This window comes from Thiomonas sp., from assembly GCF_034007205.1.
GTDB lineage: Bacteria > Pseudomonadota > Gammaproteobacteria > Burkholderiales > Burkholderiaceae_C > Thiomonas.
This window is the reverse complement of sequence record NZ_JAVERI010000001.1, coordinates 78,715-104,621: the sequence shown is the minus strand read 5'-3', so window position 1 is coordinate 104,621 and position 25,907 is coordinate 78,715. Positions and strand designations below refer to the sequence as shown.

The following is a 25,907-nucleotide window of genomic DNA, read 5'->3' as shown; positions in this document are numbered from 1 at the left end:
AAACAGGAGACTCATCATGCTGGTCCAAAAGATCCACCACGCCGCCTACCGCTGCAAGGACGCGCTGCAGACTGCACGTTGGTACGAGCAGCATCTGGGCATGAAACTGGTGCTGTGCATCGCCGAAGACACCGTGCCCTCCACGGGCGAGGCCGATCCTTACATGCACATCTTTCTCGATGCGGGCCAGGGCAATATCCTGGCCTTCTTCGAGCTGCCCACCCAGCCCGAAATGGGGCGCGACCCCAACACCCCCGTCTGGACCCAGCACCTCGCGCTGAAGGTCGGCTCGATGGACGAACTCCTCGCCGCCAAGCAGCGCCTGCTGGACGCCGGCATCGACGTCATCGGCCCGACCGACCACGCGCTGTTCCAGTCCATCTACTTCTTCGACCCCAACGGCCACCGTCTGGAACTGGCCTACAACACCGCCAGCCCCAAGATGCTCGCCGCGCTCGACGCCGTGAAGTGGGACATGCTCGAAGAATGGGGCCAGACCCACAAGGCCCCGAAGCACGCCGCCTGGCTGCACGACGGCCGCTACAAGGAGATGTTCCAGTGAGGCTGGCCACGCTCAAAACCTCAACCCCGGACGGCCGACTGGTCGTGGTCAACGACACCCTGACCCAATGCCAGCCCGTGCCCGACATCGCCCCGACCCTGCAGGCCGCGCTCGACGACTGGGCGCGCTGCGCCCCGATGTTGCGCGCCGCCGCACTGGCCCTGCAAGCGGGTACCGCGCGACACGCCCAGCCCTTCGACACCGCCGCCTGCCATTCGCCCCTGCCCCGCGCCTACCAGTGGGCCGACGGTTCGGCCTACCTCAACCACGTCGAGCTGGTGCGCAAGGCGCGCAAGGCCGAAGTGCCCGCCACCTTCTACACCGACCCGCTGATGTACCAGGGCGGCTCCGACAGCTTCATCGGCCCCTGCGACCCCATCGTGGCGAAGGAAAGCTGGGGTATCGACTTCGAGGCCGAGGTGGCCGTCATCACCGGCGAAGTGCCGCTCGGCGCTACGCCCACGCAGGCTGCGCAGGCCATCCGCCTGGTGCTGCTGGTCAACGACGTGTCGCTGCGCCATCTCATTCCCGCGGAACTGGCCAAGGGCTTCGGCTTCTTCCAGAGCAAACCCGCGTCGGCGTTCAGCCCGGTGGCGCTCACGCCCGACGAACTCGGCGCGGCGTGGCGCGACCACAAGCTGCACCGGCCGCTGCGGGTGGAGGTCAATGGCCAACTCTTCGGCCAGCCCAACGCCGGGGTGGACATGACTTTCGATTTCGCCCAGCTCATTGCCCACGCGGCCAAGACCCGCCGCCTGGCGGCGGGCACGATCATCGGCTCGGGCACGGTATCGAACAAGCAAGGCGGACTGTGGGGCTCCAAGGTCGAGCATGGCGGCGTGGGCTATGCCTGCCTCGCCGAGGTGCGCACCTACGAAACCATTGAGCAGGGCGAGGCGGTCACGCCCTTTCTGCGCGATGGCGACGTGGTGGAGATCAGCATGCACGATGAACGGGGTTCGAGCCTGTTCGGCAGCATCCGCAACCGCGTGCAGGCGCTGGCGGAATGAAGCTCTACACCTACTTTCGCAGTTCTGCGGCCTATCGCGTGCGCATCGCCCTGCACCTCAAGGGGCTGGCCTTCGAATCGGTGCCGGTGCATTTGCTGCGCGACGGCGGCCGGCAGCATGATGCGGCTTACGCGGCGCTCAACCCGAATGAAACCGTGCCCACCCTGGACGACGACGGCCAGATCCTGAACCAGTCGCTGGCCATCATCGAGTATCTGGACGAAACCCACCCCAGCCCGCCGCTGCTGCCGGGCACGGCAGCCGACCGCGCGCGCATTCGCGCCATCTCCCAGACCATCGCCTGCGACATTCATCCCATCAACAACCTGCGCGTGCTGCAGCATCTCACCCGCACCCTCGATCTGAGCGAGGCGCAAAAGGCCGCGTGGTATTGCCATTGGGTCGAACGCGGGCTGCAGGCCGTCGAAAAAATGCTGGCGGGCGACCCACGCACCGGCCGGTTCTGCCACGGCGACGCACCCACCCTGGCCGACTGCTGTCTCGTTCCGCAGGTGTTCAACGCCCGGCGCTTCGGCTGCAGTCTGGCGGGTCTGAGTACCGTCCAGCGCATCTGCGCCGAATGCGAAGGGCTGGAGGCTTTTTGGCGCGCTGCCCCCCAGCATCAGCCGGATGCCGAATAGTCCGTTTCAGCTCGTTTCGAAGCCGACCCTTTCAGACCCTTTCATCCCCTTCGCCGGTGAGCAGGGCTCCGGCCTCGATTTCCGGCAGAGCGGCCGCCTGAGCGTAAAGCGGCGTGAAATCCGGCGCGGTGGCCTCGAACAACTGCTGGAAGCTGTCGATGATGAAATACGTCGCCTGATACGAGTCGATGCGATAGCGGCTGCGCAGCAGTCGCAGCAGATCGAAGCGCACCCGTCGCGCCTGCGGGCTGTGCAGGCTGTGCTCCACCTCGCCGCCCGACGACAGAATGCCCGCGCCATAGATCCGCAACCCTTTCGGTGTGCGGATCAGGCCGAACTCCACCGTGTACCAATACAGCCGCGCCAGATATTTCAACGCGCCCAGGCTTTGCGCCTTGAGACCGCCCTGACCATAAGCCTGCATGTAGTCGGCAAAGATCGGCTCGAACAGCAGCGGCACATGGCCGAACAGATCGTGAAACAGATCGGGCTCGACGATGTAGTCGAACTCCTCCGGCTTGCGCAGCCACACCGTCACCGGAAAACGCCGCGCCGCCAGCAGGCTGAAAAACGCCGCTTCCGGAATCAGCCCCGGCACGGCGACGATCTCCCAGCCCGTTGCCGCCGTCAACCGGGAGTTGATGTCGTCGAAGCGGGGAATGCCATCCTGCGCCTGCAGATGCGGCAAGGCCAGAACGAATTCCTCGCAAGCCCGCCCCGGCAACAGTGCCATCTGCCGCGCATAGAGCCGCGCGAACAGTTCGTGCTCCTGCGGGGTGTAGCGCTCCCATTGCTGCGCGCAGGTGTAGTCGGCATGGCAATGCGCGTAGTCACCGCGCGGGGTGATGCTGGCCTCACCGTAAGTCACCGGAACGCTGGACATGATCGCCTCCATTCTTCAGGCGGTTTGCGTTTCCAGCACGCCGCGGCGCATCTGGTCGAGTTCGATGCTCTCGAACAGCGCCTTGAAGTTGCCCTCGCCGAAACCCTGGTCGCCCTTGCGCTGGATGATCTCGAAAAAGATCGGGCCGATGACGGTCTGGGTGAAGATCTGCAGCAGTAACCGTTTTTCAGGCTGGGGCGTGCCGTCGAGCAGGATGCGATTGGCGCGCAGCCGCGCCACATCTTCACCGTGACCGGGCAGGCGCCTGTCGAGCAGTTCGTAATAGGTGTCTGGGGTACCTAGAAACTGCACCCCGGCATGGCGCAGGCCTTCCACGGTGGCGTAGATGTCGTCGGTCGCCAGCGCAATATGCTGGATGCCCTCGCCGTGATAGAGGTCGAGATACTCCTGAATCTGACCGGCCTTTTCCTGCCCTTCCTCGTTGATGGGGATGCGAATCTTGCCGCAGGGGCTGGTCATGGCCTTGCTCTTCACCCCGGTCACCTGCCCTTCGATGTCGAAGTAGCGGATTTCGCGGAAGTTGAACAGCCGGGTGTAGAAATCCGCCCATTCGCTCATGCGGCCGCGGTGCACGTTGTGGGTGAGGTGGTCGATGGTGGTCAGTCCGGCCCCGACGTGTTGGGCACCTGCATCGCCGATGGGCTCGAAGTCCACGTCGTAGATCGAAATATCGCCGATTCCGCCCTTGCTCCCGCCCTTGCCGCGCCAGCGATCGACGAAATAGATCAGACTGTCGCCGATGCCCTTGATCGCGGGGATGTTCAGCTCCATCGGGCCGCTGTGGCTGTCGAAGCCCCAGGCCCCCAGTTCCAGCGCGCGCCTGTAGGCGGCGTTGGCGTCGTGCACTCGAAAGGCAATGGCGCAGATGCTCGGGCCGTGCAGCCGGGCGAAGCGTTGGGCGAACGAATCCGGCTCGGCGTTGACGATGAAGTTGATGCCGCCCTGACGCCACAGCGTCACGTTCTTGTGACGATGGCGGGCCACCGCGCGAAAGCCGAGTTGCGCGAACAGGGCGCCAAGCTTTTCGGGCTCCGGCGCGGCATACTCGACGAACTCGAAGCCGTCGGTGCCCATGGGGTTCGAGGCGGAAAGGGGATTCATGGCGCGGTCTCCTGCTTTTGGAATGCACAGAATGTAGGCCAGCACTCGCGCAGGGTTTCAGCAAAAATCGCGCCATTTCGGAGCATTGCGGGTAAATCCTGCGTGAATCACCCAGTACGATCCGATAAGCTGCATACATCCGCAACGCCCTATCCGATCTGATCGAAGGCCCGCCCGTGAAGCGCCTTTGGGACATTTCCCCAACCGTCTCGCCCTCCTCCCCGGCGTTTCCGGGCGATGTGCCGTTTTCCCTGGAGTGGACGGCGCGGCGCGGCCCAGGCTGCCCGGTCAATCTCAGCGCCGTGCGGCTTTCGCCCCATGTCGGCGCGCATGCGGACGCACCGCTGCACTATGCGAACGAGGGCGCGAGCATCGATGCCGTGGACCTTGCGCCTTACCTCGGGCCGTGCCGGGTGATCCACGCCCTGAATTGCGGCGCCCTGATCGACATCGCCGATCTGCGACATGCCGCGGAAAACCTGCCGCCGCGCGTGCTGGTGCGCACCCGCCACCGCGCGCTGACGTCCTGGTCGGAGGATTTCGCCGCTTTCGCCCCCGCGACGGTGGAGTGGCTGGCCGCGCAGGGCGTGAGGCTCATCGGGCTGGATACGCCATCGGTCGATCCGGCTCCGAGCAAGACGCTGGACAGCCACGCCCAACTCCTGCAGCATGACCTTCGCGTGCTCGAAAACCTCGTGCTCGATGACGTCGCGGAAGGCGACTATGAACTGATCGCCCTGCCGCTGAAACTGCAAGCCGCCTGCGCCTCGCCGGTGCGCGCCGTGCTGCGCGAACTCTGAAACCCAAACCATGACCGACCTTCAACGCCAGGACTGCCTCGCGCTCGACGCCGCCGACCCGCTCGCCCCGCTGCGCGAGCAATTCACCCTGCCGCAAAACGTGATCTACCTCGACGGCAATTCGCTGGGCGCGCTGCCCCGATCAACGGCCGCCCGCGTGCAGCAGGTGCTGACCGAGGAATGGGGCGAGGGCCTGATCCGCAGTTGGAACACCGCGGGCTGGATCGATCTGCCGCGTCGCGTGGGCAACAAAATCGCCCGTCTCGTGGGCGCCGCACCCGACGAACTGGTGGTGACCGACTCCACCTCCATCAATCTGTACAAAGTGCTCAGCGCCGCGCTGGCCATCGCCCGCGCCGATGCGCCGCAGCGCCGCGTCATCGTCTCTGAACGGGAAAATTTCCCGACCGATCTCTACATGGCCGAGTCGCTCGCCGCGCAGCACGGCATGCGACTCGAACGGGTGGAACAGGGTCAGGTCATCAGCCGCCTGCGCGACGATGTGGCCGTGCTGCTGCTCACGCAGGTGAACTACCGCAGCGGCGCCCTGTACGACATGGCCGCGGTCACTGCCGCCGCCCACGCGGCAGGCACGCTGACGATCTGGGATCTGGCGCATTCCGCTGGGGCGGTGCCGGTCGATCTCAACGGCGCGCAGGCCGACTTCGCCATCGGCTGCGGCTACAAATACCTCAACGGCGGCCCGGGCGCCCCGTCCTTCGTCTGGGTGCATGCGCGCCATGTCAACCGGGTGGAGCAGCCGCTTTCAGGTTGGCACGGACATGCGGCGCCCTTCGTCTTCACCCCCGATTACCAGCCCGCCCCGGGCATTGCGCGCTACCTCTGCGGCACGCCCACCCTGCTCTCGCTGGCCGCGCTCGACTGCGGCGTGGACACGCTGCTCGCCGCCGAGCCGCTGGGCGGCATGCAGGCGCTGCGGCGCAAATCGCTGGCGCTGAGCGAAGGATTCATCCGCCTCGTGCATGAACAACTGGGCGCGCACCCGGTCGCCGTGGCCACGCCGCTCGATGCCCGCCAGCGCGGCAGCCAGGTCTCGCTGACCTTCGACGGTGACGGCTACGCCGTGGTGCAGGCTCTGATCGAGCGCGGAGTGATCGGCGATTTCCGCGCCGGCGACAAGGCCCGGGGCGACGCCGATCTGCTGCGCTTCGGCTTCACCCCGCTTTACCTGCGCCATGTCGATGTGTTCGACGCCGTGCAGACCCTGCGCGACGTGCTCGACAGCGGCCTCTGGCGAGAAGCGCGATTCGCTCGCAAAGGAGCAGTGACATGAGCGTCGCACGGTCCGAAGCCAGCGGCGAGGACATCGTGCGCGAAGAAGGCGCGCAACTCGATTTTTCGCAGTCGATGAGCTATGGCGATTACCTGCACCTCGACGAACTGCTCGGTGCGCAGCATCCCCTGTCGCCCGCACACAACGAAATGCTGTTCATCATCCAGCACCAGACCAGCGAACTCTGGATGAAGCTGATGCTGCATGAGTTGCATGCCGCACTCGACAACATCCGCGCCGATGCGCTGCAGCCCGCGTTCAAGATGCTGGCGCGCGTTTCACGCATCATGGAGCAGCTCGTTCACGCCTGGGACGTGCTCGCCACCATGACCCCCAGCGAATACACCGCACTGCGGCCCTACCTGGGTTCTTCCAGCGGCTTTCAGAGCTGGCAGTACCGTTGCATCGAATTCCTGCTGGGCAACAAGAACGCGGCCATGCTGCGCCCGCACGCCCACCGGCCCGAGCGTCTCGCCATGGTGGAAGCCGCCTGGCGCGCGCCCAGCCTTTACGACGAAGCCCTGCGCCTGCTCGCCCGCCGCGGCCTGCCCATTCCCCAAACCCGCCTTGAGCGCGACTGGACGCAGCCCTGCGCCGCCAGCCCGGAGGTGGAACAAGCCTGGCTGACGGTGTACCAGGCGCCCGAAGAGCACTGGGAGCTGTATCAGCTCGGCGAAGAACTGGTCGATCTCGAAGATGCGTTCCGTCTCTGGCGCTTCCGCCACGTCACCACCGTCGAGCGCATCATCGGCTTCAAGCGCGGCACCGGCGGCACCGGCGGCGTGCCCTACCTGCGCAAAATGCTCGACACCGTGCTGTTCCCCGAGTTGTGGACCCTGCGCACCGATCTGTGAGCCCGCCCGTCATGCACAAATCCCCGCCAGAAGCCATCGACCGCATCGACCGCAAGCTGCTTGCCCTGCTGCAGACCGACGCGCGGCTGACGCAGGAAAGGCTGGCCGAGCAGATCGGGCTGTCCGCCTCGGCCGTTCAGCGGCGCATCCGGCGGCTGGAGCAGATCGGCGTCCTCGAAGGCTATCGCGCCATCGTCAGCCCGCGCGCGCTCGGCCTGAGCCTGAGCGCGCTGCTCAACGTGCGCCTGGAAAAACACCGCGCCAGCAACCAACGCTCACCGCAGGAAGTGTTTCGCGCCGCGGTACAAGGCTGGCCCGAAGTGGTCGAATGCCTGGCCATGACCGGCGAGATGGACTACCTGCTGCGCGTGCATGTGCAGGATATGGAGCACTACGCCCATTTCGTGCTCGAAACCCTGCTCAAACACGAAAGCGTCGAAGACGTGAAATCGAGCTTCGTGCTCACCGAGGTCAAACCCTATACCGGCGTCCCGGTGTGAATTCTGCGTGAACCACGCTCGAAGTCGGCGACGTTCGGCCATAATGGTGGCCGTAGGAGCCTGCTGCCTCCTCCCCATATGCACAACCCGCCCATACGCCATTGCACTGCCTGCGGCTCGCCGGTGATTTACCGCATTCCCGAAGGCGACTCCCGCCCGCGCGCGGTTTGTCCGACCTGCGGGCACATCCAGTACGAAAACCCGCGCAACATCGTCGGCGTCATTCCGACCTGGGAGCAGCAGGTTCTGCTGTGCAAGCGGGCGATCGAGCCGCGCCATGGCTTGTGGACCCTGCCTGCGGGTTTCATGGAAATGGGCGAAAGCACCGAGGCGGGCGCCCTGCGTGAGACCCGCGAAGAAGCCGGCGCCGAAGTGGCGTTGAATGGCCTTTATGCCGTCATCAACGTCCTGCCCGCCAACCAGGTTTATTTCTTTTACCGCGGCCAACTCACTCAGCCTCGATGGCAGGCTGGGGAGGAAAGCCTGGATGTCCAGCTTTTTCACGAAGCGGACATCCCCTGGGAGCAAATCGCCTTTCGCTGCGTGGCGCAAACCTTGCGGCGCTACTTCGCCGACCAGCGCGCCGGGCGGTTTCAGATTCACACATTCGATATTGCTTGATTACAGAGCGCAGCCGCCCATCGGCAATTCGCTGCCCGCGTTGAACAGCTTCCAGAAGCCATAGGCGGCAAACAGCAGGAGCACGGACCCGGCGGCCAGATGAAACCCGCGCTGATTGGTACGCTGGCTCACCCAACGCAGGGTGTGACCGGCAAACAGCATATGCGGCAGAGTGCCCAGGCCAAAGGCCAGCATGGCCAGCGCGCCCTCCCAGGCCGTGGCGCTGAGAAAGGCCAGAGACAGCGCGGAATACACCAGACCGCAAGGCAGCAAGCCCCAGAGCAGTCCAGCGCCCAGACGCTTGGGAAAGGTATCGAAAGGCAGCAAGCGTGACAGCAAGGGCTGCGTCAGCCGCGTCAATCCGCGGCCGATCCAGTTGCCGCCCAGCCACTTCTGCTGCCAGGCCAGCCAGCGCGGAGAAAGCACCTGCTGCGAAATCATCCACAGCCCCACGGCCAGGAGCACCAGATTGCCGAGGGTGAACAGGCCCAGTTGCACCGGCCGCGCGCTCGTCGCCCACACCCCGGCGCCGATCAAACCGGCGATTCCCCCCAAAAGGGTATAGGACAACACCCTTGCGCCTTGTAATTGCACCTGATTTCGGAACAACTGGCGCGCCGGCAGCAGCACATGCTCTGTTGACGCTCGTTCAGAGGCCACGACCAGCCCGCCGCACATGGCGGCGCAGTGCAGCCCGCCTGTGAGTCCCATCAACAACAGGGTCAGTGGAATGGTTGTATTCATGGCGTTCTGCTGTATCCTCTAAACATCAATTGAAGTAAATATCGCAAGATATAAATTTATGAAATCGACCCCGACCCCCACCGCCACGCAGATGGACAAGCCTCATCCCTGCGATGTGTGCTTTCAGAGCAAGTTCTGCCTGCCGATTGCGCTTGCTCCGCAGGAAATGGGGCGTATCCGCGATGTGATCCAGGCCACGGTGCGGGTGCACAAGGGTGAAACGCTGTTCAGCACGGGTCAGGCCATGGCCAAGATCTATTCGGTGCATGCGGGGTCGTTCAAATCGTATGTCACCAGCCCGGATGGACGCGAGCAGATCGTGGGTTTCCACATTCCCGGCGAGCTGATGGGGCTGGAAGGTCTGGGGCAGAACACTTATTTCACCGACACGGTGGCGCTGGAAGACAGCGAGGTCTGCGAAATCGATCTGCGCGCGCTGGAAACCACCACCCGCGACCTGCCCGCGCTGCAGCATCAGTTGCATTGCATCGTCGGCAACAAGCTGGTGCGCGCGCAGCAGGACCAGTTTTCGCTGGGCAGCATGCATGCAGACGAGCGGCTGGCGCGCTTTCTGCTCGACCTGTCGGAGCGGTTCAAGGCACGCGGGCTGTCGCCCGATGAATTCGTGTTGCGCATGAGCCGCGAGGAGATCGGCAGCTATCTCGGCCTGAAACTCGAGACCGTCAGCCGCCTGATGTCCAAGTTCCACTCGGCCGGGCTGATTCACGTGGCGCAGCGGCAGATCCGCATCACCGATCGCCGTGCCCTCGCGGAGTTGCTGCAGCCGCAAACCTGATCGTCCCGGCGCTCCGGCAAGACAGCTCTGCGTGAGGAGCCTTCGTTTCGTTCACACCCCCGGCTCAAGGATCTGAGAGGCCCCCGGAGTCCAGACTCCGGCCAGGCGCCAATCCGCCGTTTCCACATGCACACGGTAACGCACGGCTTCCAGCGGCGGGGAGAAGGCGCTGTAAATGCCGGAAGTACCGCGGTGCAGGTCGATCTGCACGTCTTTCTGCTTGGACAAGGGATGGCGCAGCATCAGGTGCAGGGTTTCAGTCGCGACGGGCTGGTTCAGCTTGAGATCGATGCGCCCTGCGGCGATTGAAATCTGCCCCGAAAGATGCAGGGCTTGCGCGTGCCGCTCGCGCTCGATGTCGCCGCCGACCGCCAGCCCCTTTTTGTAGTAGTGGTCCGTCACCAGGCTGTCAGGGGACTTGCTGGCCAGAAAAATGGTGTAGGCGCTGGCCAAAACCGCAATCAGCGGCAGGGCGATCAAAAACCAGGGCCAGGGCTCGCGGTACCAGGGGCGATTGACAGCAGATTGCATGCAAACTCCTGTGATTCTCGGGTTCAGGGGACGATGAAGGTGGTCTGGCTCGATGCGGAAATCGGCTTTTCATCTTCGGACGTGGCGATGATCTCGATTTTGTAGACACCCTTTTTGGCGTTGTCGACCGGAATGGTCACTTCCAGCGGTTCGAGGATATTGGTCGAGGCGGGCAACTCGTAGACATTGCGATCGTGCACCGCAATGCCTTCCAGTCCCTTGGCCTCGACGCGAATCTTGCGCGCCTTTTCCGTGGTGTTCATCAACTGGATCTGATAGACGTTCTCGACCAGACCGCCGGGAATTTCACGCGACAGCACGCCACGATCGCGCATCACGTTTATCTTCAAGGGGTCGCGCGTGGCGAGGCCACCGACGAACAGCCCGACCATGACGAGCAGCAGCGCCGAGTAGATCAGAATGCGCGGCCGCAGCAGATGCGCCCACTGCTGGCGCTTGCTCCACTTGTTCTTCATGGCGTTTTCGCTGGAATAGCGAATCAGCCCGCGCGGATAACCCACCTTGTCCATGACCTGATCGCAGGCATCGACGCAGGCGCCGCAGCCGATGCACATGTATTGCAGCCCATCGCGGATGTCGATGCCCGTCGGACAGACCTGCACGCAGATGCTGCAGTCCACGCAGTCGCCTTTTCCCTGCGAGCGAGGATCGACGTTCTTGCCCCGCTTGCCGCGCGGCTCGCCGCGCTCGGCGTCATAGGTGACGATGAGCGTGTCCTTGTCGATCATCACCGACTGAAAGCGGGCGTAGGGGCACATGTACTTGCACACCTGCTCGCGCATGAAGCCCGCGTTGCCATAGGTGGCGAAGCCGTAGAACAGAATCCAGAAGGTCTGCCAGGGACCCAGGCTTGCGCTGATGACCTGACCGGCCAGCGTGAGTATGGGCGTGAAATAGCCGACGAAGGTGAAGCCCGTCCACAAGGCCAGCGCAATCCACAGGCCATGCTTGAGCACCTTCTTGCCGATCTTGCGCGCATTCCAGTCCTGCGCGTCGAGGCGGATGCGTGCCAGCCGATCACCTTCGATCTTGCGCTCGATCCACATGAAAATTTCGGTATAGACGGTCTGCGGGCAGGCATAGCCGCAGAACAGGCGCCCGGCGATGGCGGTGAACAGGAACAGACCGTAAGCCGAAATGATGAGCAGCAGGGCGAGAAAAATCACGTCCTGCGGCCACAGGATCATGCCGAAAAAGTAGAACTTCCGGGTGGACAGATCGAGCAGCACCGCCTGGCGCCCATCCCACTGCAGCCAGGGCAGACCGTAGAACAGCGCCTGGGTGAACAGCACCAGGGCCACGCGCCAGTTGTTGAACCAGCCCTTGACCGCGCGGGAATAGATTTTTTTGCGCACCTCGTACAGCCACTCTTCGGAGGCTGAAACATCGTCTTCGCTGGGGTCTGGCGCCTTGGCGTTCATCGCACGTTCCGGGCTGAAAAATACGGGGTGGCTCAAGCGGCATCGGGGCGCAAATCGTCTTGCGCCCCGATGCCGGTCAGAAAAGGGTCACTGAAGGAATAAGGAATGACCTGAAGATTGGCTTACTTCGCCGCTTGCGCGCCATGACTGATGCTGTAGACGTAAGCCGCCAGCAGGTGAATCTTCTCGGGCGAGAGAAAATCCTTCTGCGCGGGCATCTGCCCGGCACGGCCCTTCTCGATGGTGTGCGAAATGGTCTCGATGCTCGATCCGAACAGCCACTGACGCTTGGGGTCGGCCAGGTCGGGGGCGCCCAGCGCCTTGTTGCCGGTGCCGTCGGCACCGTGGCAGGCGGCGCAGGCGGTGGCGAACAGCGGCTTGCCTTGCGCCGCCAGTTGCGCGTCATGCTTCATGCCGCTCAAGCTGCGCACATAGTTGGCCACGGCGAGCACGCCGGGTTTGCCGCCGATTGCAGCTTCCATCGGCGGCATCATGCCCAGACGCCCATTGGTGATGGTTTCCACCAGCACATCGGGGCTGTTGCCGTACAGCCAGGCATTGGCGTTGTGGATAGTCAGGTTGGGAAAGCCCTTGGTACCCCCGGCATCCGAGCCGTGACACTGCGAGCAGTAGGTCAGGAACATGCGCTGCCCGGTGGCCATGGCCGTGGGGTTGGCGGCGAGTTCGGGGATCGGTGTTTTCATATAGGCCGCATACAGCGGCTCGATGCGCGCATCGAATGCCGCCGACTCCTGCTGGTACATCTTGTCGCTGGAAAAACCGAGGATGCCCTTGTAGAACGCCAGGCCGCCGTAGAGCGACAGATAGATCACCGCGAAAATCAGCGTCAGGATGAACAGCCCCATCCACCAGCGCGGCAGCGGGTTGTTGAACTCCTGCAGATCGCCATCCCAGACGTGGCCGGTGGTGGCGATGGGATTGCCCGCCTTGTCGCGGAATACGGTCTGCCGCGCCGTACCGCGCAAAAACAGGAACAGACCGATGATCGAAACGATGGTGACGCCGCCGATCCAGAAGGCCCACCCGGGGGAATAGAACTGGTTCATGATTTGCTCTTGTCGGAGGTCTTGGACTCATCGCCCTGGTCGAAAGACTCGGGCGGGTGATTCCTGGAATCGAGGAAAGGGATCATTCCGTCCTTTTCATGGGTCTTCTTGAATCGGGGCGAGAACGCCCACCACACGATGCCGGCGAAAACCACCATGGAAAGCACGAGAATGATCGATCCGAAGGACATGAACTCTCCTCAGTAGTTGATGTAGTTGGCCTTGGACTTGTAATTGCTCAACACCGTGCCCAGGCTCTGCAGATAGGCGATCAGCGCGTCTTCCTTGGTCTTGCCTTTGAGTTCCTCGGGCGCGGCGGCGATTTCGGCGTCGGTGTAGGGCACACCCAGAGTCCGCATGGCGCGCATCTTGGCCTGGATCTGGTCGGCTTCGGCAGGCTGGTGCTGCAGCCAGGTGTAGGCCGGCATGATGCTCTCGGGCACCACATCGCGCGGCTGACGCAGGTGCAGGCGCTGCCACTCGTCGGAATACTTGCCGCCGACGCGGGCCAGATCAGGACCGGTGCGCTTGCTGCCCCACTGGAAGGGATGGTCGTAGACCGACTCGCCCGCCACCGAGTAATGGCCATAGCGCTCCACCTCGGCGCGCAGCGGGCGGATCATCTGCGAGTGGCAGAGATAGCAGCCCTCGGCCAGATACACGTCGCGCCCTTCGAGCTGCAAGGCGGTGTAGGGCTTGACGCCGGGAATGGGCTGGGTCGTGCTCTTGTCGAAAAACAGGGGCACGAGCTGAACCAGCCCGGCAATGCTGACGACGATTGCCACCAGCACGATCATCAGACCGACGTTTTTCTCGATGGTCTCGTGACTGAAAGTTGCCATGAATGTCTCCGAATCGTGATCAGGCGTGGGCCGCGCTCAGCGCGGGCACCGGCGCATCGACAGGCTTGCCCTGGCGGATGGTCCTCCAGGCGTTGTAGACCATCAGGCACATGCCGAAGAGGTAGATCGAGCCGCCAATGGCGCGAATGACGTACAGCGGAATGACGGCCTTGATGCTTTCGATGAAGCTGTAGGTCAGCGAACCGTCGGACTGCATTGCGCGCCACATCAGCCCTTCGGTCACGCCGGCCACCCACAGCGAGGCGATGTACAGCACCACGCCGATGGTCGCCGTCCAGAAGTGGACTTCGATGAGGCGCTTGCTCCACATCTGCGTCTGGCCCCAAAGGCGCGGAATCAGGTAGTACAGGCTGCCCATGGTGATCATGCCCACCCAGCCCATCGCGCCGGAATGCACGTGGCCGATGATCCAGTCGGTGTAGTGGCCCAGCGCGCTCACGGTTTTCACCGACAGCATCGGCCCTTCGAAGGTCGACATGCCGTAGAACGACAGCGCGGTGATCAGGAACTTGAGAATGGGATCCTCGCGCAGCTTGTACCAGGCGCCCGAGAGGGTCATCATGCCGTTGATCATGCCGCCCCAGCTCGGTGCCAGCAGGATGAGCGAGAACACCATGCCCAGCGACTGCGTCCAGTCGGGCAGCGCGGTGTAGAGCAGGTGGTGCGGGCCGGCCCACATATAGGTGAAGATCAGCGCCCAGAAGTGCACGATCGACAGCCGGTACGAGTACACCGGGCGCTCGGCCTGCTTGGGGATGAAGTAATACATCATGCCCAGGAAGGAGGTGGTGAGGAAGAAGCCCACGGCGTTGTGGCCGTACCACCACTGGATCATCGCGTCCTGCGCGCCGCCGTACACCGAGTAGCTCTTCCACGACAGCAGGCTGATGGGCAGCTTGATGTTGTTGACCACATACAGCAGCGCGATGGTGATGATGTAGGCGCCGAAGAACCAGTTGGCCACATAGATGTGCGGGGTCTTGCGCTTGAACACCGTGCCGAAGAACACGATGGCATAAGCCACCCAGGTGACGACGATCAGCAGGCTGATCGGCCATTCCTGCTCGGCGTATTCCTTGCCGCTGGTGATGCCCAGCGGATAGGTGATGGCACACAGCACGATCACCGCGGTCCAGCCCCAGAAGGTGAACTCCGCCAGCTTGGGAGCGAACAGCGGCACCTGGCAGGTGCGCTGCACGACGTAATACGAAGTGGCGAACAATGCCGTACCGCCAAAGCCGAAAATCACCGCATTGGTGTGCAGCGGACGCAGCCGGCCCCAGCTCAGCCATTCCATGCCATAGGTCATGTCGGGCAAGACCAGTTGCACCGCAATGAACACGCCCACCAGCATGCCCACCACGGCCCAGACCAGGGTCATGACCGTGAATTTGCGCACCAGCGCGTAGTTGTATGTCTGTTTCAGCGTCAGATCGCTCATCTGCCCCACCTGTTGGTCAAAAGAAAACGAAACGTAATGTAGAGCATCGTCATTTACTTATAGACACATGAAGTTGACATGTATCAACACATTTCTTTCAGTAAGGGTAAGCACTTACAAGAAACGGATGTAACTGCGTTGTCAATGCGACACAAGGCCGCAACGCATCAAGTCCGCTGTTGCGGCCCTTCCCCGTTGGCGGATTTCTCCGCATCTTTCTCGGGCTTGGGCTCGGGTTTGGGCTTGTCGTCGTCCATCAGGATGGCGTGCGCCGGGCCTTCCAGATCGTCGAACTGACCACTGCGCGCCGCCCACCACAGCACGCCCACGATGAGCAGCACCAGCAGCACGCTGATGGGGATGAGAATGAGCAAAGAGCCTTCCATGTCATCCCCCTTTGGCGGTACGTTCACGCCGCGCCAGGCGGGCCGCGTTGAGCACAACCAGCAGCGAAGAGCTGCTCATGCCAATGGCCGCCCAGACGGGGGTGATGTAACCGGCCACCGCCAGCGGAATCGCCAGCAGGTTGTAGACCACGGCCCAGATCAGGTTCTGCCGCATCACCGCCACGGTGCGGCGTCCGGTGGCGACCAGCCGCGGCAGTGCCCGCATGTCCGGGTGATGCAGGATGACATCGGCCCCGGCGCGGGCGATCGGCGCCGCCCCGGCGAAGCTCACCGACAGATCGGCGGCAGCGAGCACAGGGGCATCGTTCACGCCGTCGCCCACCATCGCCACCACCCGCCCTTGCGCACGCCACCGGCGCACGCGTTCGAGCTTGTCTTCCGGGCTCAGGCCGCCCTCGGCGCGCGTCACGCCGAGCCGCGCGGCCCAGGCGGCAACCGTGCGCTCGGCATCGCCCGACAGCACCGCCACCTCGGCGCCGCCGGCCTGCAGCGCCTGCAGTGCCTCCTGCGCGCCGGGGCGCAGCGTTTCGGCGATGTCGAACACGGCCAATGCGCGCCCGTCGAGGCTCAGCCCGAGCCGGGTCAGCGCAATATCGCTGGCCTCGGGCGGCTGCGCCTGTGCCACGCCCGAGAAGGCCGCATGACCCAGCCGCAGCGCCTGCCCCCGCCACACGCCCTGCATGCCGCCGTGCGGCACGGCGCGCAAATCCTGCACCGATTCAATGGGCTCGTCGGGTGCGGCAGACGCCATGAAGGCCCGCGCAATCGGATGCTGCACGCCCTGTTCCAGCGCGCGCGCCAGCGCCAGCACCTGCTCGCGGCTGAAGGACGGATCGAGCAGGCGCACGTCTGAGACGACGGGCTCTGCCGTGGTCAGCGTGCCGGTCTTGTCGAACAGCCAGAGATCGACCTTCGGCGCGCGATCGAGCGCGTGTCCACGTGCGAGCAGCACGCCGTGGCGCGAGAGTTGCGCGGTGGAGGCAGCCAGCGCCGCGGGCACCGCCAGCGACAGCGCGCAGGGACAGCTCACCACCAGCACCGCCACCAGCGTAGGCACGATGCGCGCCGGATCGAGCCACCACCACAGCAGCACGGTGAGCGCGGCCACCACCAGCAAGCCCAGCGTGAACCATTGCGCGGCGATGTCGGCCAACTGCGCCGAACGCGGCTTGCTCGCCAGCGCATGCTGCATCAGCTCGACCATCTGCGCGATGCGCGTGCCTGCGCCGGTTTGCGTGGCGCGCACGATCAACGGCGATTGCCGGTTCATGCTGCCCGCCAGAATGGCATCTCCCGCCTGCTTGGGCACGGCGCGGCTCTCGCCGGTCAGCAGGGCTTCGTCCACCAGCGAGGCGCCCGAAACGACCACACCATCCACCGCGGCGGCGCTGCCGCTGGGCAGTTCCACCTCATCGCCCGCGCGCACCTGGGTGATGGCCACACTGCGCCAGTCGTCCTGCGCGCTGGCTCGCACCCGCACGGCGGCGGGCAGTTGCTCCATCAGTTCTTCGGCGGCGTTCAGGCTGCGCTGGCGCAGGCCGTCTTCGATCAGCCGCGCGGTGAGCAACAGGGCGAGAAACATCACCACCGAATCGAAATACACATGGCTCTGGCCGTGCAGCACGCTCCACACGCTGGCGGCGAACGCGCTCCACAGACCGAGGGTGACGGGCACGTCCATCCCCAGCCGCCGGTTGCGCACATCGCGCAGCGCGCCCATGAGAAAGGGCCAGCCGGAAAACAGCAAGGCGGGCAGGGTGAGCGCCAGACTGCCCCACTGGAAAATGCCCTGCTCGGCGGCGTTGAGCCCGTCGGCGTCGAGGTAGCCGGGCCAGGCGAACATCATCACCTGCATCATCGCCAGCCAGGCCACGAGGGTGCGCAGAATGGCCATGCGGCGCGCGCGGCGGTGGTTGATCTCGCTCTGGTGACGCGCGTTGGGCAGCGGGCGATACCCCACCTCGGCCAACGCCTGAAACACCTGCGCCAGTTGCACGATGTTGGCATCCCATTGCAGCGCCACGCGGCGGGTGGAGTAATTCACCGTGGCGGCGAGCACCCCCGGAATGGCGCGCAGGCGCTGTTCGATCAGCCACACGCAGGCGCCGCAGTGAATGCCGTCGACCGCGATCTGCGTGCTCCACTTGCCCTCGCCCAGCGGCGTGGCGTAAGCGCAGAGGAACGCCGGGTCGGCCAGCGCCATCCACTGTTGATGGAGTTTGTCGATCTCTTCGCGCGGCAGCGCGGCCAGCGCCCCTTCGCCCGCGGTGCGGCGGTCGTAATAGGCGCACAACCCGCCCTGCACGATGATCTCGGCCGCCGCCGCGCAGCCCTGGCAGCAAAAGCTGCGCCACTGTCCGTCGAGTTCCATGCGCACCGGCGCGTCGCCCAGCGGCAGGCTGCAGTGGTAGCAGCCGGTCGCATCTTCGGCAGACTGCGCCTGGGTGGAGGCGCCGGACAGGGAAAGGATGGAACTTGACATGATCGCCATACTAGAAACGCCAACGGCAAGCGCGGTTGAGATGTATCAAGAAGTTTCTATACATTGACGAGGGTATTCCCGAATCAGTCCTGCCATTGCGCCCACACCTTTTCCAGCCGTTTGAACGACACCGGCATCGGCGTGCGCAGTTCCTGCGCGTACAGCGACACCCGCAATTCTTCGAGCAGCCAGCGCAGGTCTTGCAGGCGCTGCGGCAGGACGCCGCGGTAGGTCGCCGCCTCGCGCTGCCAGCGCGCCAGCCAGGGCGCGAGCTGGCCGCTGAGCTGTGCATCGCGCGCGGGATCGGTGCGGAATTTGTCCAGCCTTCTCCCGATGGCCTGCAGATAGCGCGGGAAGTGCGCGATTTGCTCTGGCGGCGTGTCGGCGATGAAGCGTGGCGGCATCAGGGCCTGCAACTGGGCGCGGATGTCGGCCTGCAGCGTCGGCTGATTCTTGAACGCGGCGAGCTTTTTCTGCACCTGCGCGTACTCGTCCAGAATCTGCCCCGCCAGCCGCGCCATCTCGGTGGCGAGCAGTTGAAAGCGGGGCTTGCCTGCGTTCAGACGTTGGACGAAGGCGGATTTGTCGGCAGGCAAAGGCTGGCCGAGAAAGGCTCGGTCGAGCGCCGCGTCGATGAGTTGCGCCCGCAACGATTCGGCCGTGCCCAGCGCCATGAACTGCATCGCTGCCTGCTGGAATCCGGGCAGATGCTTTTCCGCATGCTTGATCTGATCGCGCAGTTGCAGGGCGAACAGGCGACGCAGGCCGCCGCGATGCAGCCGCGCGGCTTCCTCGGCGGTATCGAACACCTCGACATCGACCGCACTGCCCTTGTCGACCAGGGCGGGAAAGCCGATCAGGGTATGCGCGCCGCGGCGCAGCTCCAGCAGCTCGGGCAGGGCGTCGAAAGTCCAGTTGGTGAGTCCCTGCAGCGCGTCGGCGGTGGCAGCGGCGGGCACACCTGGCGGCTGTTGCCTCCGGGGTTCAGGCGGGGTGTCGGCGTCTTGCTGCGGCGCCAGTTGGGGCCACAGTTTGGCGAGTTCGGCAAAGGCGCTGCGCGAGGCTTGGCCGTGATCGGCGCGCAGTTTGTCGATGTCCCGGCCTGAATCGATACGCCGTCCGTGGGCGTCGATCACCTGCACGTTGAAAAACAGATGCGGCCCCAGGGTTTCGAGTTTGAAATCGCTGCGCTGCAACGCCAGCCCGGTGTGTTCGCGCACCAGTTCGCGCAAGGCGTCGAGCAGGTCGCCGTGGCCGAATCGCTCCGCCGTGGTGAGCTGCGCAGCGAAGGTCTCGGCGGTTTGCGGCAGCGGCACGAGGCGCGAACGCGGGCGTTGCGGCAGGCTTTTGAGCAGCGCCAGAATCTTTTCCTTCAGCAGCCCCGGCACCAGCCATTGCAGGCGCTGCGCCGGAATCTGGTTGAGCGCGGCCAGCGGCGCAATCACCGTGACGCCATCGCGCGCGCCGCCCGGATCGAAGGTGTAGTCGAGTTGAAGTTCGAGCGCACCGAGCTTGAGGCGGTTGGGAAAAGCGTCGGTGGTGATGCCCGACGCTTCGTGGCGCATCAACTCGTCGCGCTGCAGGAACAGCAGCCTGGGGTTGGCGCGCACCGCATCGCGGTACCAGCGATCGAAGCTGGCGCCGCCGTGCACTTCGGCAGGCAGGTGCTGGTCGTAGAAGGCGTAGATGAGTTCCTCGTCCACCAGCACGTCGAGCCGCCGCGCCTTGTGTTCGAGTTTTTCGATGTCGGCAATCAGCGCGCGGTTGTGCTGGAAGAACGGCCAGCGGCAGTCCCACTCGCCCGCCACCAGGGCCTCGCGCAGAAAAATCTCGCGCGCCTGCACGGGGTCGAATCGGCCGAAATCCACCCGCCGCTGGTTGTAGACCACCAGTCCGTACAGCGTGGCGCGCTCGAATGCGGTCACCTGCGCCGGTTTTTTCTCCCAGTGCGGATCGAGCAGGCTGGTCTTGAGCAGATGCGCGCCGACACGCTCCAGCCACTGCGGCTCGATGCGCGCCACGCCGCGGGCGTACAGCCGCGTGGTTTCCACCAGCTCGGCGGCCATGACCCAGCGCCCGGCCTTGCGCCCCAGCGGCGACGACGGATGGATGGCGAAGCGAATGCCTCTCGCGCCCAGATACTGGGCATCGTCTTCGCCCTTGTAGCCCACATTGCCGAGCAAGCCGCTGAGCAGGGCGCAGTGAATCTGCTCATAAGTGGCTTCGGCGGTGTTGAGCCGCCAGCCCTGCTCGGCCACCAGGGTGTGAAGCTGGCTGTGCACGTCATGCCATTCGCGCAGCCGCAGCGGCGACAGATACTGGCTGCGCAGTTCGCTCCACAATTTGCGCTGCGACTTTTTGTGGGCGATGGCCGCGTGGTAATGCGCCCAGAGCTTGAGCCAGCCGAGAAACTCGGAACGCTCGTCGCTGAACTTGCGGTGCGCTTCATCGGCCGCCTGTTGGGCCTCGGCGGGGCGTTCGCGCGGGTCTTGCACCGACAGCGCCGCGGCGATGATCAGCACCTCGTTCAGCGCTTCGCGGTTGCGGGCTTCGAGAATCATGCGGCCGATGCGCGGGTCCAGCGGCAGGCGGGCGAGTTCGCGGCCCAGCGGGGTGAGCGCATTGCGCTCGTCCACCGCGCCCAGCTCGGTGAGCAACTGGTAGCCGTCGGCTATCGCCTTGCCCGGCGGCGGCTCGATGAAGGGAAACTGCTCGATCGCATCCAGCCCCAGCGCCTTCATGCGCAGAATGACGGCGGCCAGCGAAGACCGCTGGATTTCCGGCGTGGTGAACCGCGGCCTCTCGGCGAACCCGGCTTCGTCGTACAGCCGGATGCACACGCCATTGGATACGCGGCCGCAGCGCCCGGCGCGCTGCTGCGCCGCCGCCTGGCTGATGGCCTCGACCTGCAGCATTTCGACCTTGTTGCGATAGCTGTAGCGCTTGACCCGCGCCAGCCCGGAATCGATCACATAACGGATGCCGGGTACGGTCAGCGAGGTCTCGGCCACATTGGTCGCCAGCACGATGCGACGCGCGCCGCCCGGGGCGAACACCCGGTCCTGCTCGGCCTGCGACAGGCGGGCGTACAGCGGCAGGATCTCCACGCCCGTGCGCTGCGTGTCGAGATGGTGTTTGCGCAGCGCCGCTTCGGCTTCGCGGATTTCGCGCTCGCCGGGCAGAAACACCAGAATGTCGCCAGGGCCGATGCGCCAGAGTTCGTCCACCGCATCGCAGATCGCCGCTGGCAGGTCGCGGTCGTCGCCCTTGTCCACGCCGAAGGGCCGCCAGCGCACTTCCACCGGATAGAGCCGCCCGGAGACTTCAATGACAGGAGCACTCACCCCTCCTCCACGCAGTGGGGGAGGTTGGGAGGGGGTGCCGCCCGGCTCGGGGCGGGGTGCGCTTTCGGCGAAATGCTCCGCAAAGCGCTGCGCATCGATGGTCGCCGAGGTCACGACGATTTTCAGATCGGGGCGCCGCGGCAGCAACTGCTTGAGATAGCCCAGCAGCACGTCGATGTTCAGGCTGCGCTCGTGCGCCTCGTCGATGATGAGGGTGTCGTAGGCGCGCAGCAGCGGATCGGTCTGGGTTTCCGCCAGCAGAATGCCGTCGGTCATCAGCTTGATCGACGCCCCGGGCTGCAGCCGATCGTTGAAGCGCACCTTGTATCCGGCGATCGCGCCCAGCTCGCTGCCGAGTTCCTGCGCGATGCGCCTGGCAATGCTGGTTGCCGCCAGACGCCGCGGCTGGGTGTGGCCGATCAGCCCCTTGCCGCCCGCCCCCAGCCCGCGCCCGATCGACAGCGCGATCTTGGGCAACTGCGTGGTCTTGCCCGAGCCGGTTTCGCCGCAGACGATGACCACCTGGTGCTCGCGCAGCGCCCGCGCGATGTCCTCGCGCCGCTGAGAAACCGGCAGGTCCTGCGGGAATCGCACCTCGCCGACCGGCGTGGCAACCACCGCTGCGCGCGAAGCGGCGCGCTGGCGTGGCCGAGGCGGGCGGGAAGCAGTCTGGTCGGACATGGAAAACAAGGAGAAAAAAGAAAACAACCCGCCATTCTCGGATAATCGCGCCATGATCGCCCAGCAGGAACAATTCGTCGATTGGCTGCGTTCCGTCGCGCCTTACATCCACGCCCATCGCGGCAAGACCTTCGTCGTCGCCATCGCCGGCGAACTGATCGCCGCTGGCCGCCTCAACGCGCTGGTGCAGGATGTGGCACTGCTCACCGCGATGGGCATACGCATCGTGCTGGTGCATGGCTTTCGTCCGCAGGTCGAGGCGCAGTTGCGCGAAAAGGGCGTGGGCTCGCGCTATTCGCATGGCATGCGGGTGACCGACGAAGTCGCGCTCGACGCTGCGCAGGAAGCCGCGGGCCAGTTGCGCTTCGAAATCGAAGCGACTTTTTCGCAGGGCCTGCCCAACACGCCGATGGCGGGCGCCACCGTGCGGGTGGTCTCGGGCAATTTCATCATCGCCCGCCCCGTGGGGGTGATCGATGGCCTCGACTTCCAGCACACCGGACTGGTGCGCAAGGTCGATGCGCTGTCCATCCAGCGCGCGCTGGAATACGGCGCCGTGGTGCTCATGTCGCCCTTCGGCTATTCGCCCACGGGCGAAGCCTTCAACCTCAGCATGGAAGATGTGGCCAGCAGCGTGGGCGCGGCCATCAAGGCGGAGAAACTCGTGCTGATCACCGAGGTGGACGGGGTGATCGACGAGGCGCACAACCTCATCCCCGAACTGACCGTGGCGCAGGCCGAAAGCCTGCTGTCGCGCCTGCCCGACCCGCAGCAACCCACCGATACCGCGTTCTACCTGCGCCATGCCGTGCGGGCAGTGCGCGGCGGCGTCTCGCGCGCGCATATCGTGCCGTTTGCCATCGACGGCTCGCTGCTGCTCGAACTCTTCACCCACGACGGCGTGGGCACCATGGTCGCCGATGAACATCTCGAACATCTGCGCCAAGCCACCGCCGACGATGTGGGCGGCATCCTGCAACTCATCGAACCGCTGGAAGAACAGGGCGTGCTGGTCAAGCGCAGCCGCACCGAGATCGAGCGCGACATCAGCAACTACACCGTGCTGGAGCACGACGGCATCATCTTCGGCTGCGCCGCGCTCTACCCCTACCCTGCGCAAAAAACCGGCGAAATGGCCGCGCTCACCGTCCACCCTTCCGCGCAGGGACACGGCGACGGTGAACGCATCCTCAAGCACATCGAGCAGCGCGCCCGCGCACAGGGACTGCAAAGCATTTTCGTGCTCACCACCCGCACCATGCACTGGTTTCTCAAGCGGGGCTTCGTGCTGGTCGAGCGCGAATGGCTGCCGCACGAACGGCGCCTGCGCTACGACGACCAGCGCCGTTCGCGCGTGCTGGTCAAACATCTCAACTGATCTTCTCGCCCGACGCCGCCTGAGGCGAAAAGCGCTTTCAAACCTCGATAAAGGACACTTTCATGGCACGCATGGTTCACTGCATCAAACTCGGCCGCGAGGCCGAAGGCCTCGATTTCGCCCCCTACCCCGGCGAACTCGGCGCGCGCATCTACAACAACGTCTCCAAGGAAGCCTGGGCCGCCTGGCTCAAGCACCAGACCATGCTGGTCAATGAAAACCGCCTCAACCTGGCCGATGCCCGCGCCCGCCAATACCTGGCGCGGCAGATGGAAAAATACTTTTTCGGCGAAGGCGCAGAAATGCCGCAAGGCTACGTGCCGCCCACGGCCTGAGTTGAACTGGGCAGCCCGGCTCCGGGCTCTGCACAGATGTGACACACTCGCCGCGCAAATACTCCGTATAGTATTTTATGCGGTTTTTCCTGATCCCCTACAACAATTCACGCTGTCGCGCAATCAACACTAAACACAATGTGGTGTATGCGCAGTCTCTCCTACCATCGACTCAGCCTCAAGGAAACGCAGGGCCGCCCCAAGTTTCCTTGACCCCCACGGGGGGCGGGGTCGGCTCGCCGACCCTGGGGGCGCTCAATTACTCAAATCAGTATTTCGAGTCATCGCCGTGATGGAGCGGCGCTATCAACCACCGATGGAGGCCGGGTTGTCCGCCCGGAAGGAGACTAAAACATGCATTACAAAAAACTGGCACTCGCGCTGGCCCTGGCCGGCATGACGCTGCCCGCAGCCCATGCGACCAACGGCTATTTCCAGCCTGGATTCAGCGTGAAATCCATGGGCATGGGGGGCGTCGGCATCGCATTTCCCCAGGACGCCATGGCCGCAGCGATCAACCCGGCCGGCATGGTCGATATCGGCAACCGCCTGGACTTCGGCGTGAGCTTCTTCCAGCCCAAGCGCGACGCCCGCCTGAGTTCCGATGCCACGGTCATGACCCCGATGGGCGTCTATCCCATCGGCGGCAGCTATGGCGGCAACGATACCAAGACCTTCACCATTCCGGAGTTCGGCTTCAACTACATGCTCAATCCGACCATGTCGGTCGGCGTGAGCGTTTTCGGCAACGGCGGCCTGAACACGGGTTATTCCCAAATTTTCCCGCCTTTCGCGCCCGGCACCGGAGTGGATCTGCAGCAACTGTTCATTGCGCCGTCGTTTGCGATGAAGATCAATCCGTCGAACTCTATCGGCGTGAGCTTGAACATCGTGCATCAATCGTTCCGCGCGAATGGGTTGACCAACTTGTGCAATGCCCCGGTTCCTGGGGCCCCTCCAGGCACCGCTTTTTCCTCCAACCCCTCGGCCTGTACCGACAACGGCCACGCCGATTCCAACGGCGTCGGCTTGCGCATTGGCTGGATTGGGCAATTGACGCCGACTCTGTCCCTGGGGGCGACCTACCAGTTCAGAACCCATATGAAAGGCTTCGACAAGTACAAAGGCCTGTTTGCCAATGCCGGACAGTTCGACATTCCGGCCAATTACGGCGTGGGTGTGGCGTGGAAGGCCACTCCGTCGCTCACCGTCGCTGCGGACGTGATGCGCATCGAATATGGCAACGTCCCTGCGATTGCCAACGGCATGCTGCCGGGGCAACTCGGCGGCCAGACCAATGGCCCCGGCTTTGGCTGGAAGAGCATCAATGTCTACAAGCTCGGCGTGGCTTACCAGTACAACCAAGCACTGACGCTGCGGGCCGGCTGGAATCACGGCGACAACCCCATCGGCTCGTCCGATATTCTGTTCAACACCCTGGCGCCTGGCGTGATCCAAGATCACCTCACGCTGGGCGCGACCTACGCCGTGGCGAAAAACATGGAGGTGTCGTTCGATTACGTCCACGCTTTCGGCAATTCCGTCTCCGGGCCGCTGCCGGCGAACTTCGGCTTCACCGGCACCGAGACGCTGAGCATGAGCCAGAACGTCCTGGGCGTTTCGCTCGGCTGGAAATACTGAGTAGTTCGCCCGAGCTGTGCAAAAACGCGGCGCAGGCCGCGTTTTTTGCATGCGAATACGCCATGTTCGGCTGATGGACGCCCGGAGCGCGTTTCCCGATCCATCCATCCGGGTCGGGCAGCGCCGTCTCAGCCTTGTTCCTTGGCGTAATTGATGGAGTATTTCGGAATCTCGATGGTCACGTCTTCATCAGACAGGATGGCCTGGCAGGACAGGCGCGAGGTGGGCTCCAGCCCCCAGGCGCGATCGAGCAGATCTTCTTCGCTCTCGTCGAGTTCGCCCAAAGACTCATACCCCTTGCGCACCACCACATGACAGGTGGTGCAGGCGCATTGCATGTCGCAGGCGTGTTCGATCGGCACGCCGTTTTCCAGCAGGGCCTCGCAGATGGACGTGCCGCGCTCGGCGCTGATCTGTTTGCCCTGCGGGCAGTATTCGGAATGTGGCAAAACGGTGATGATGGGCATG

General features: G+C 64.3%; 25 protein-coding genes. 12 read left to right on the top strand and 13 right to left on the bottom strand.

Annotation, left to right across the window (positions count from 1 at the left end; genetic code table 11):
• The first annotated feature begins 16 nt into the window (after positions 1–16).
• The 3 genes from RBR52_RS00525 to maiA are packed head-to-tail and all read left to right on the top strand — an operon-like array spanning position 17 to position 2,213.
• Positions 17–562: a VOC family protein gene (locus RBR52_RS00525; protein ID WP_320375221.1), complete on the top strand. Its 546-nt coding sequence runs from the start codon at positions 17–19 to the stop codon at positions 560–562.
• Positions 559–1,572, top strand: coding sequence for a fumarylacetoacetate hydrolase family protein (locus RBR52_RS00520; RefSeq protein ID WP_320375220.1), 1,014 nt, complete (start codon positions 559–561; stop codon positions 1,570–1,572). Before RBR52_RS00525 ends, RBR52_RS00520 begins: the two co-directional genes overlap by 4 nt.
• On the top strand, positions 1,569–2,213 hold the full coding sequence (maiA, locus tag RBR52_RS00515; RefSeq protein WP_320375219.1) for a maleylacetoacetate isomerase: 645 nt from the start codon (positions 1,569–1,571) through the stop codon (positions 2,211–2,213). Before RBR52_RS00520 ends, maiA begins: the two co-directional genes overlap by 4 nt.
• A 31-nt stretch (positions 2,214–2,244) precedes the next feature.
• On the opposite strand, the gene phhA is transcribed toward maiA, so the two are convergent.
• Positions 2,245–3,096, bottom strand: coding sequence for a phenylalanine 4-monooxygenase (gene phhA / locus RBR52_RS00510; protein WP_320375218.1), 852 nt, complete (start codon positions 3,094–3,096; stop codon positions 2,245–2,247).
• A gap of 15 nt (positions 3,097–3,111) precedes the next feature.
• The gene (gene hppD / locus RBR52_RS00505) at positions 3,112–4,218 is read right to left on the bottom strand and encodes a 4-hydroxyphenylpyruvate dioxygenase (protein WP_320375217.1); all 1,107 of its coding nucleotides are present in this window, start codon (positions 4,216–4,218) and stop codon (positions 3,112–3,114) included.
• Positions 4,219–4,394: 176 nt separating this feature from the next.
• Between hppD and kynB the strand changes: the two genes are divergently transcribed.
• The 5 genes from kynB to RBR52_RS00480 all read left to right on the top strand — a co-directional run bounded on the left by kynB (position 4,395) and on the right by RBR52_RS00480 (position 8,287).
• A complete protein-coding gene (gene kynB, locus RBR52_RS00500; protein ID WP_320375216.1) occupies positions 4,395–5,018 on the top strand; it encodes an arylformamidase in 624 nt (207 codons plus the stop codon).
• A 10-nt stretch (positions 5,019–5,028) separates the two neighbouring features.
• The gene (kynU, locus tag RBR52_RS00495) at positions 5,029–6,312 is read left to right on the top strand and encodes a kynureninase (protein WP_320375215.1); all 1,284 of its coding nucleotides are present in this window, start codon (positions 5,029–5,031) and stop codon (positions 6,310–6,312) included.
• Complete coding sequence (gene kynA, locus RBR52_RS00490) at positions 6,309–7,166, top strand: tryptophan 2,3-dioxygenase (protein ID WP_320375214.1); 858 nt, start codon at positions 6,309–6,311, stop codon at positions 7,164–7,166. The genes kynU and kynA overlap by 4 nt, the downstream gene beginning before the upstream one ends.
• Positions 7,167–7,177: 11 nt before the next feature.
• Positions 7,178–7,666, top strand: coding sequence for an Lrp/AsnC family transcriptional regulator (locus RBR52_RS00485; RefSeq protein ID WP_320375213.1), 489 nt, complete (start codon positions 7,178–7,180; stop codon positions 7,664–7,666).
• Between the two features lie 78 nt (positions 7,667–7,744).
• Positions 7,745–8,287, top strand: a complete 543-nt coding sequence (locus RBR52_RS00480) for an NUDIX hydrolase (RefSeq protein WP_320375212.1) — start codon at positions 7,745–7,747, stop codon at positions 8,285–8,287.
• Here the strand turns inward: RBR52_RS00480 and RBR52_RS00475 are convergent, their stop codons facing one another.
• The gene (locus RBR52_RS00475) at positions 8,288–9,031 is read right to left on the bottom strand and encodes a sulfite exporter TauE/SafE family protein (protein WP_320375211.1); all 744 of its coding nucleotides are present in this window, start codon (positions 9,029–9,031) and stop codon (positions 8,288–8,290) included.
• Positions 9,032–9,089: 58 nt separating this feature from the next.
• Between RBR52_RS00475 and RBR52_RS00470 the strand changes: the two genes are divergently transcribed.
• Entirely contained in the window at positions 9,090–9,827 is a 738-nt protein-coding gene (locus RBR52_RS00470) for a helix-turn-helix domain-containing protein (RefSeq protein ID WP_320375210.1), read from the top strand.
• 51 nt (positions 9,828–9,878) lie between these two features.
• Here RBR52_RS00470 and RBR52_RS00465 read toward each other — a convergent pair whose 3' ends face one another.
• From RBR52_RS00465 to hrpA, 9 genes are all read right to left on the bottom strand, one after another.
• Positions 9,879–10,358 carry a FixH family protein gene (locus RBR52_RS00465; RefSeq protein WP_320375209.1) on the bottom strand — a complete coding sequence of 160 codons (480 nt, stop codon included), beginning with the start codon at positions 10,356–10,358 and terminating at the stop codon, positions 9,879–9,881.
• Between the two features lie 23 nt (positions 10,359–10,381).
• A complete protein-coding gene (gene ccoG, locus RBR52_RS00460; RefSeq protein ID WP_320375429.1) occupies positions 10,382–11,800 on the bottom strand; it encodes a cytochrome c oxidase accessory protein CcoG in 1,419 nt (472 codons plus the stop codon).
• A 122-nt stretch (positions 11,801–11,922) separates the two neighbouring features.
• Positions 11,923–12,867: a cytochrome-c oxidase, cbb3-type subunit III gene (ccoP, locus tag RBR52_RS00455; protein ID WP_320375208.1), complete on the bottom strand. Its 945-nt coding sequence runs from the start codon at positions 12,865–12,867 to the stop codon at positions 11,923–11,925.
• Positions 12,864–13,058, bottom strand: a complete 195-nt coding sequence (locus RBR52_RS00450) for a cbb3-type cytochrome c oxidase subunit 3 (RefSeq protein WP_320375207.1) — start codon at positions 13,056–13,058, stop codon at positions 12,864–12,866. The genes ccoP and RBR52_RS00450 overlap by 4 nt, the downstream gene beginning before the upstream one ends.
• A 9-nt stretch (positions 13,059–13,067) precedes the next feature.
• Entirely contained in the window at positions 13,068–13,709 is a 642-nt protein-coding gene (gene ccoO / locus RBR52_RS00445) for a cytochrome-c oxidase, cbb3-type subunit II (RefSeq protein ID WP_320375206.1), read from the bottom strand.
• Between the two features lie 19 nt (positions 13,710–13,728).
• Positions 13,729–15,171 (bottom strand): cytochrome-c oxidase, cbb3-type subunit I, encoded by a 1,443-nt coding sequence (ccoN, locus tag RBR52_RS00440; protein ID WP_320375205.1) that lies wholly within the window; start codon positions 15,169–15,171, stop codon positions 13,729–13,731.
• Positions 15,172–15,338: 167 nt separating this feature from the next.
• A complete protein-coding gene (gene ccoS, locus RBR52_RS00435) occupies positions 15,339–15,557 on the bottom strand; it encodes a cbb3-type cytochrome oxidase assembly protein CcoS (protein WP_320375204.1) in 219 nt (72 codons plus the stop codon).
• A gap of 1 nt (position 15,558) precedes the next feature.
• Positions 15,559–18,060 carry a heavy metal translocating P-type ATPase gene (locus RBR52_RS00430; protein ID WP_320375203.1) on the bottom strand — a complete coding sequence of 834 codons (2,502 nt, stop codon included), beginning with the start codon at positions 18,058–18,060 and terminating at the stop codon, positions 15,559–15,561.
• An 83-nt stretch (positions 18,061–18,143) separates the two neighbouring features.
• A complete protein-coding gene (gene hrpA / locus RBR52_RS00425; protein ID WP_320375202.1) occupies positions 18,144–22,085 on the bottom strand; it encodes an ATP-dependent RNA helicase HrpA in 3,942 nt (1,313 codons plus the stop codon).
• A gap of 52 nt (positions 22,086–22,137) precedes the next feature.
• Between hrpA and argA the strand changes: the two genes are divergently transcribed.
• The 3 genes from argA (at position 22,138) to RBR52_RS00410 (ending at position 25,439) form a co-directional block, all read left to right on the top strand.
• Entirely contained in the window at positions 22,138–23,463 is a 1,326-nt protein-coding gene (argA, locus tag RBR52_RS00420) for an amino-acid N-acetyltransferase (protein WP_320375201.1), read from the top strand.
• Positions 23,464–23,525: 62 nt separating this feature from the next.
• The gene (locus RBR52_RS00415; RefSeq protein WP_320375200.1) at positions 23,526–23,798 is read left to right on the top strand and encodes an oxidative damage protection protein; all 273 of its coding nucleotides are present in this window, start codon (positions 23,526–23,528) and stop codon (positions 23,796–23,798) included.
• A 354-nt stretch (positions 23,799–24,152) separates the two neighbouring features.
• On the top strand, positions 24,153–25,439 hold the full coding sequence (locus tag RBR52_RS00410; protein WP_320375199.1) for an OmpP1/FadL family transporter: 1,287 nt from the start codon (positions 24,153–24,155) through the stop codon (positions 25,437–25,439).
• A 128-nt stretch (positions 25,440–25,567) separates the two neighbouring features.
• On the opposite strand, the gene fdx is transcribed toward RBR52_RS00410, so the two are convergent.
• The gene (fdx, locus tag RBR52_RS00405; protein WP_320375198.1) at positions 25,568–25,906 is read right to left on the bottom strand and encodes an ISC system 2Fe-2S type ferredoxin; all 339 of its coding nucleotides are present in this window, start codon (positions 25,904–25,906) and stop codon (positions 25,568–25,570) included.
• Between the last annotated feature and the right edge of the window lies 1 nt (position 25,907).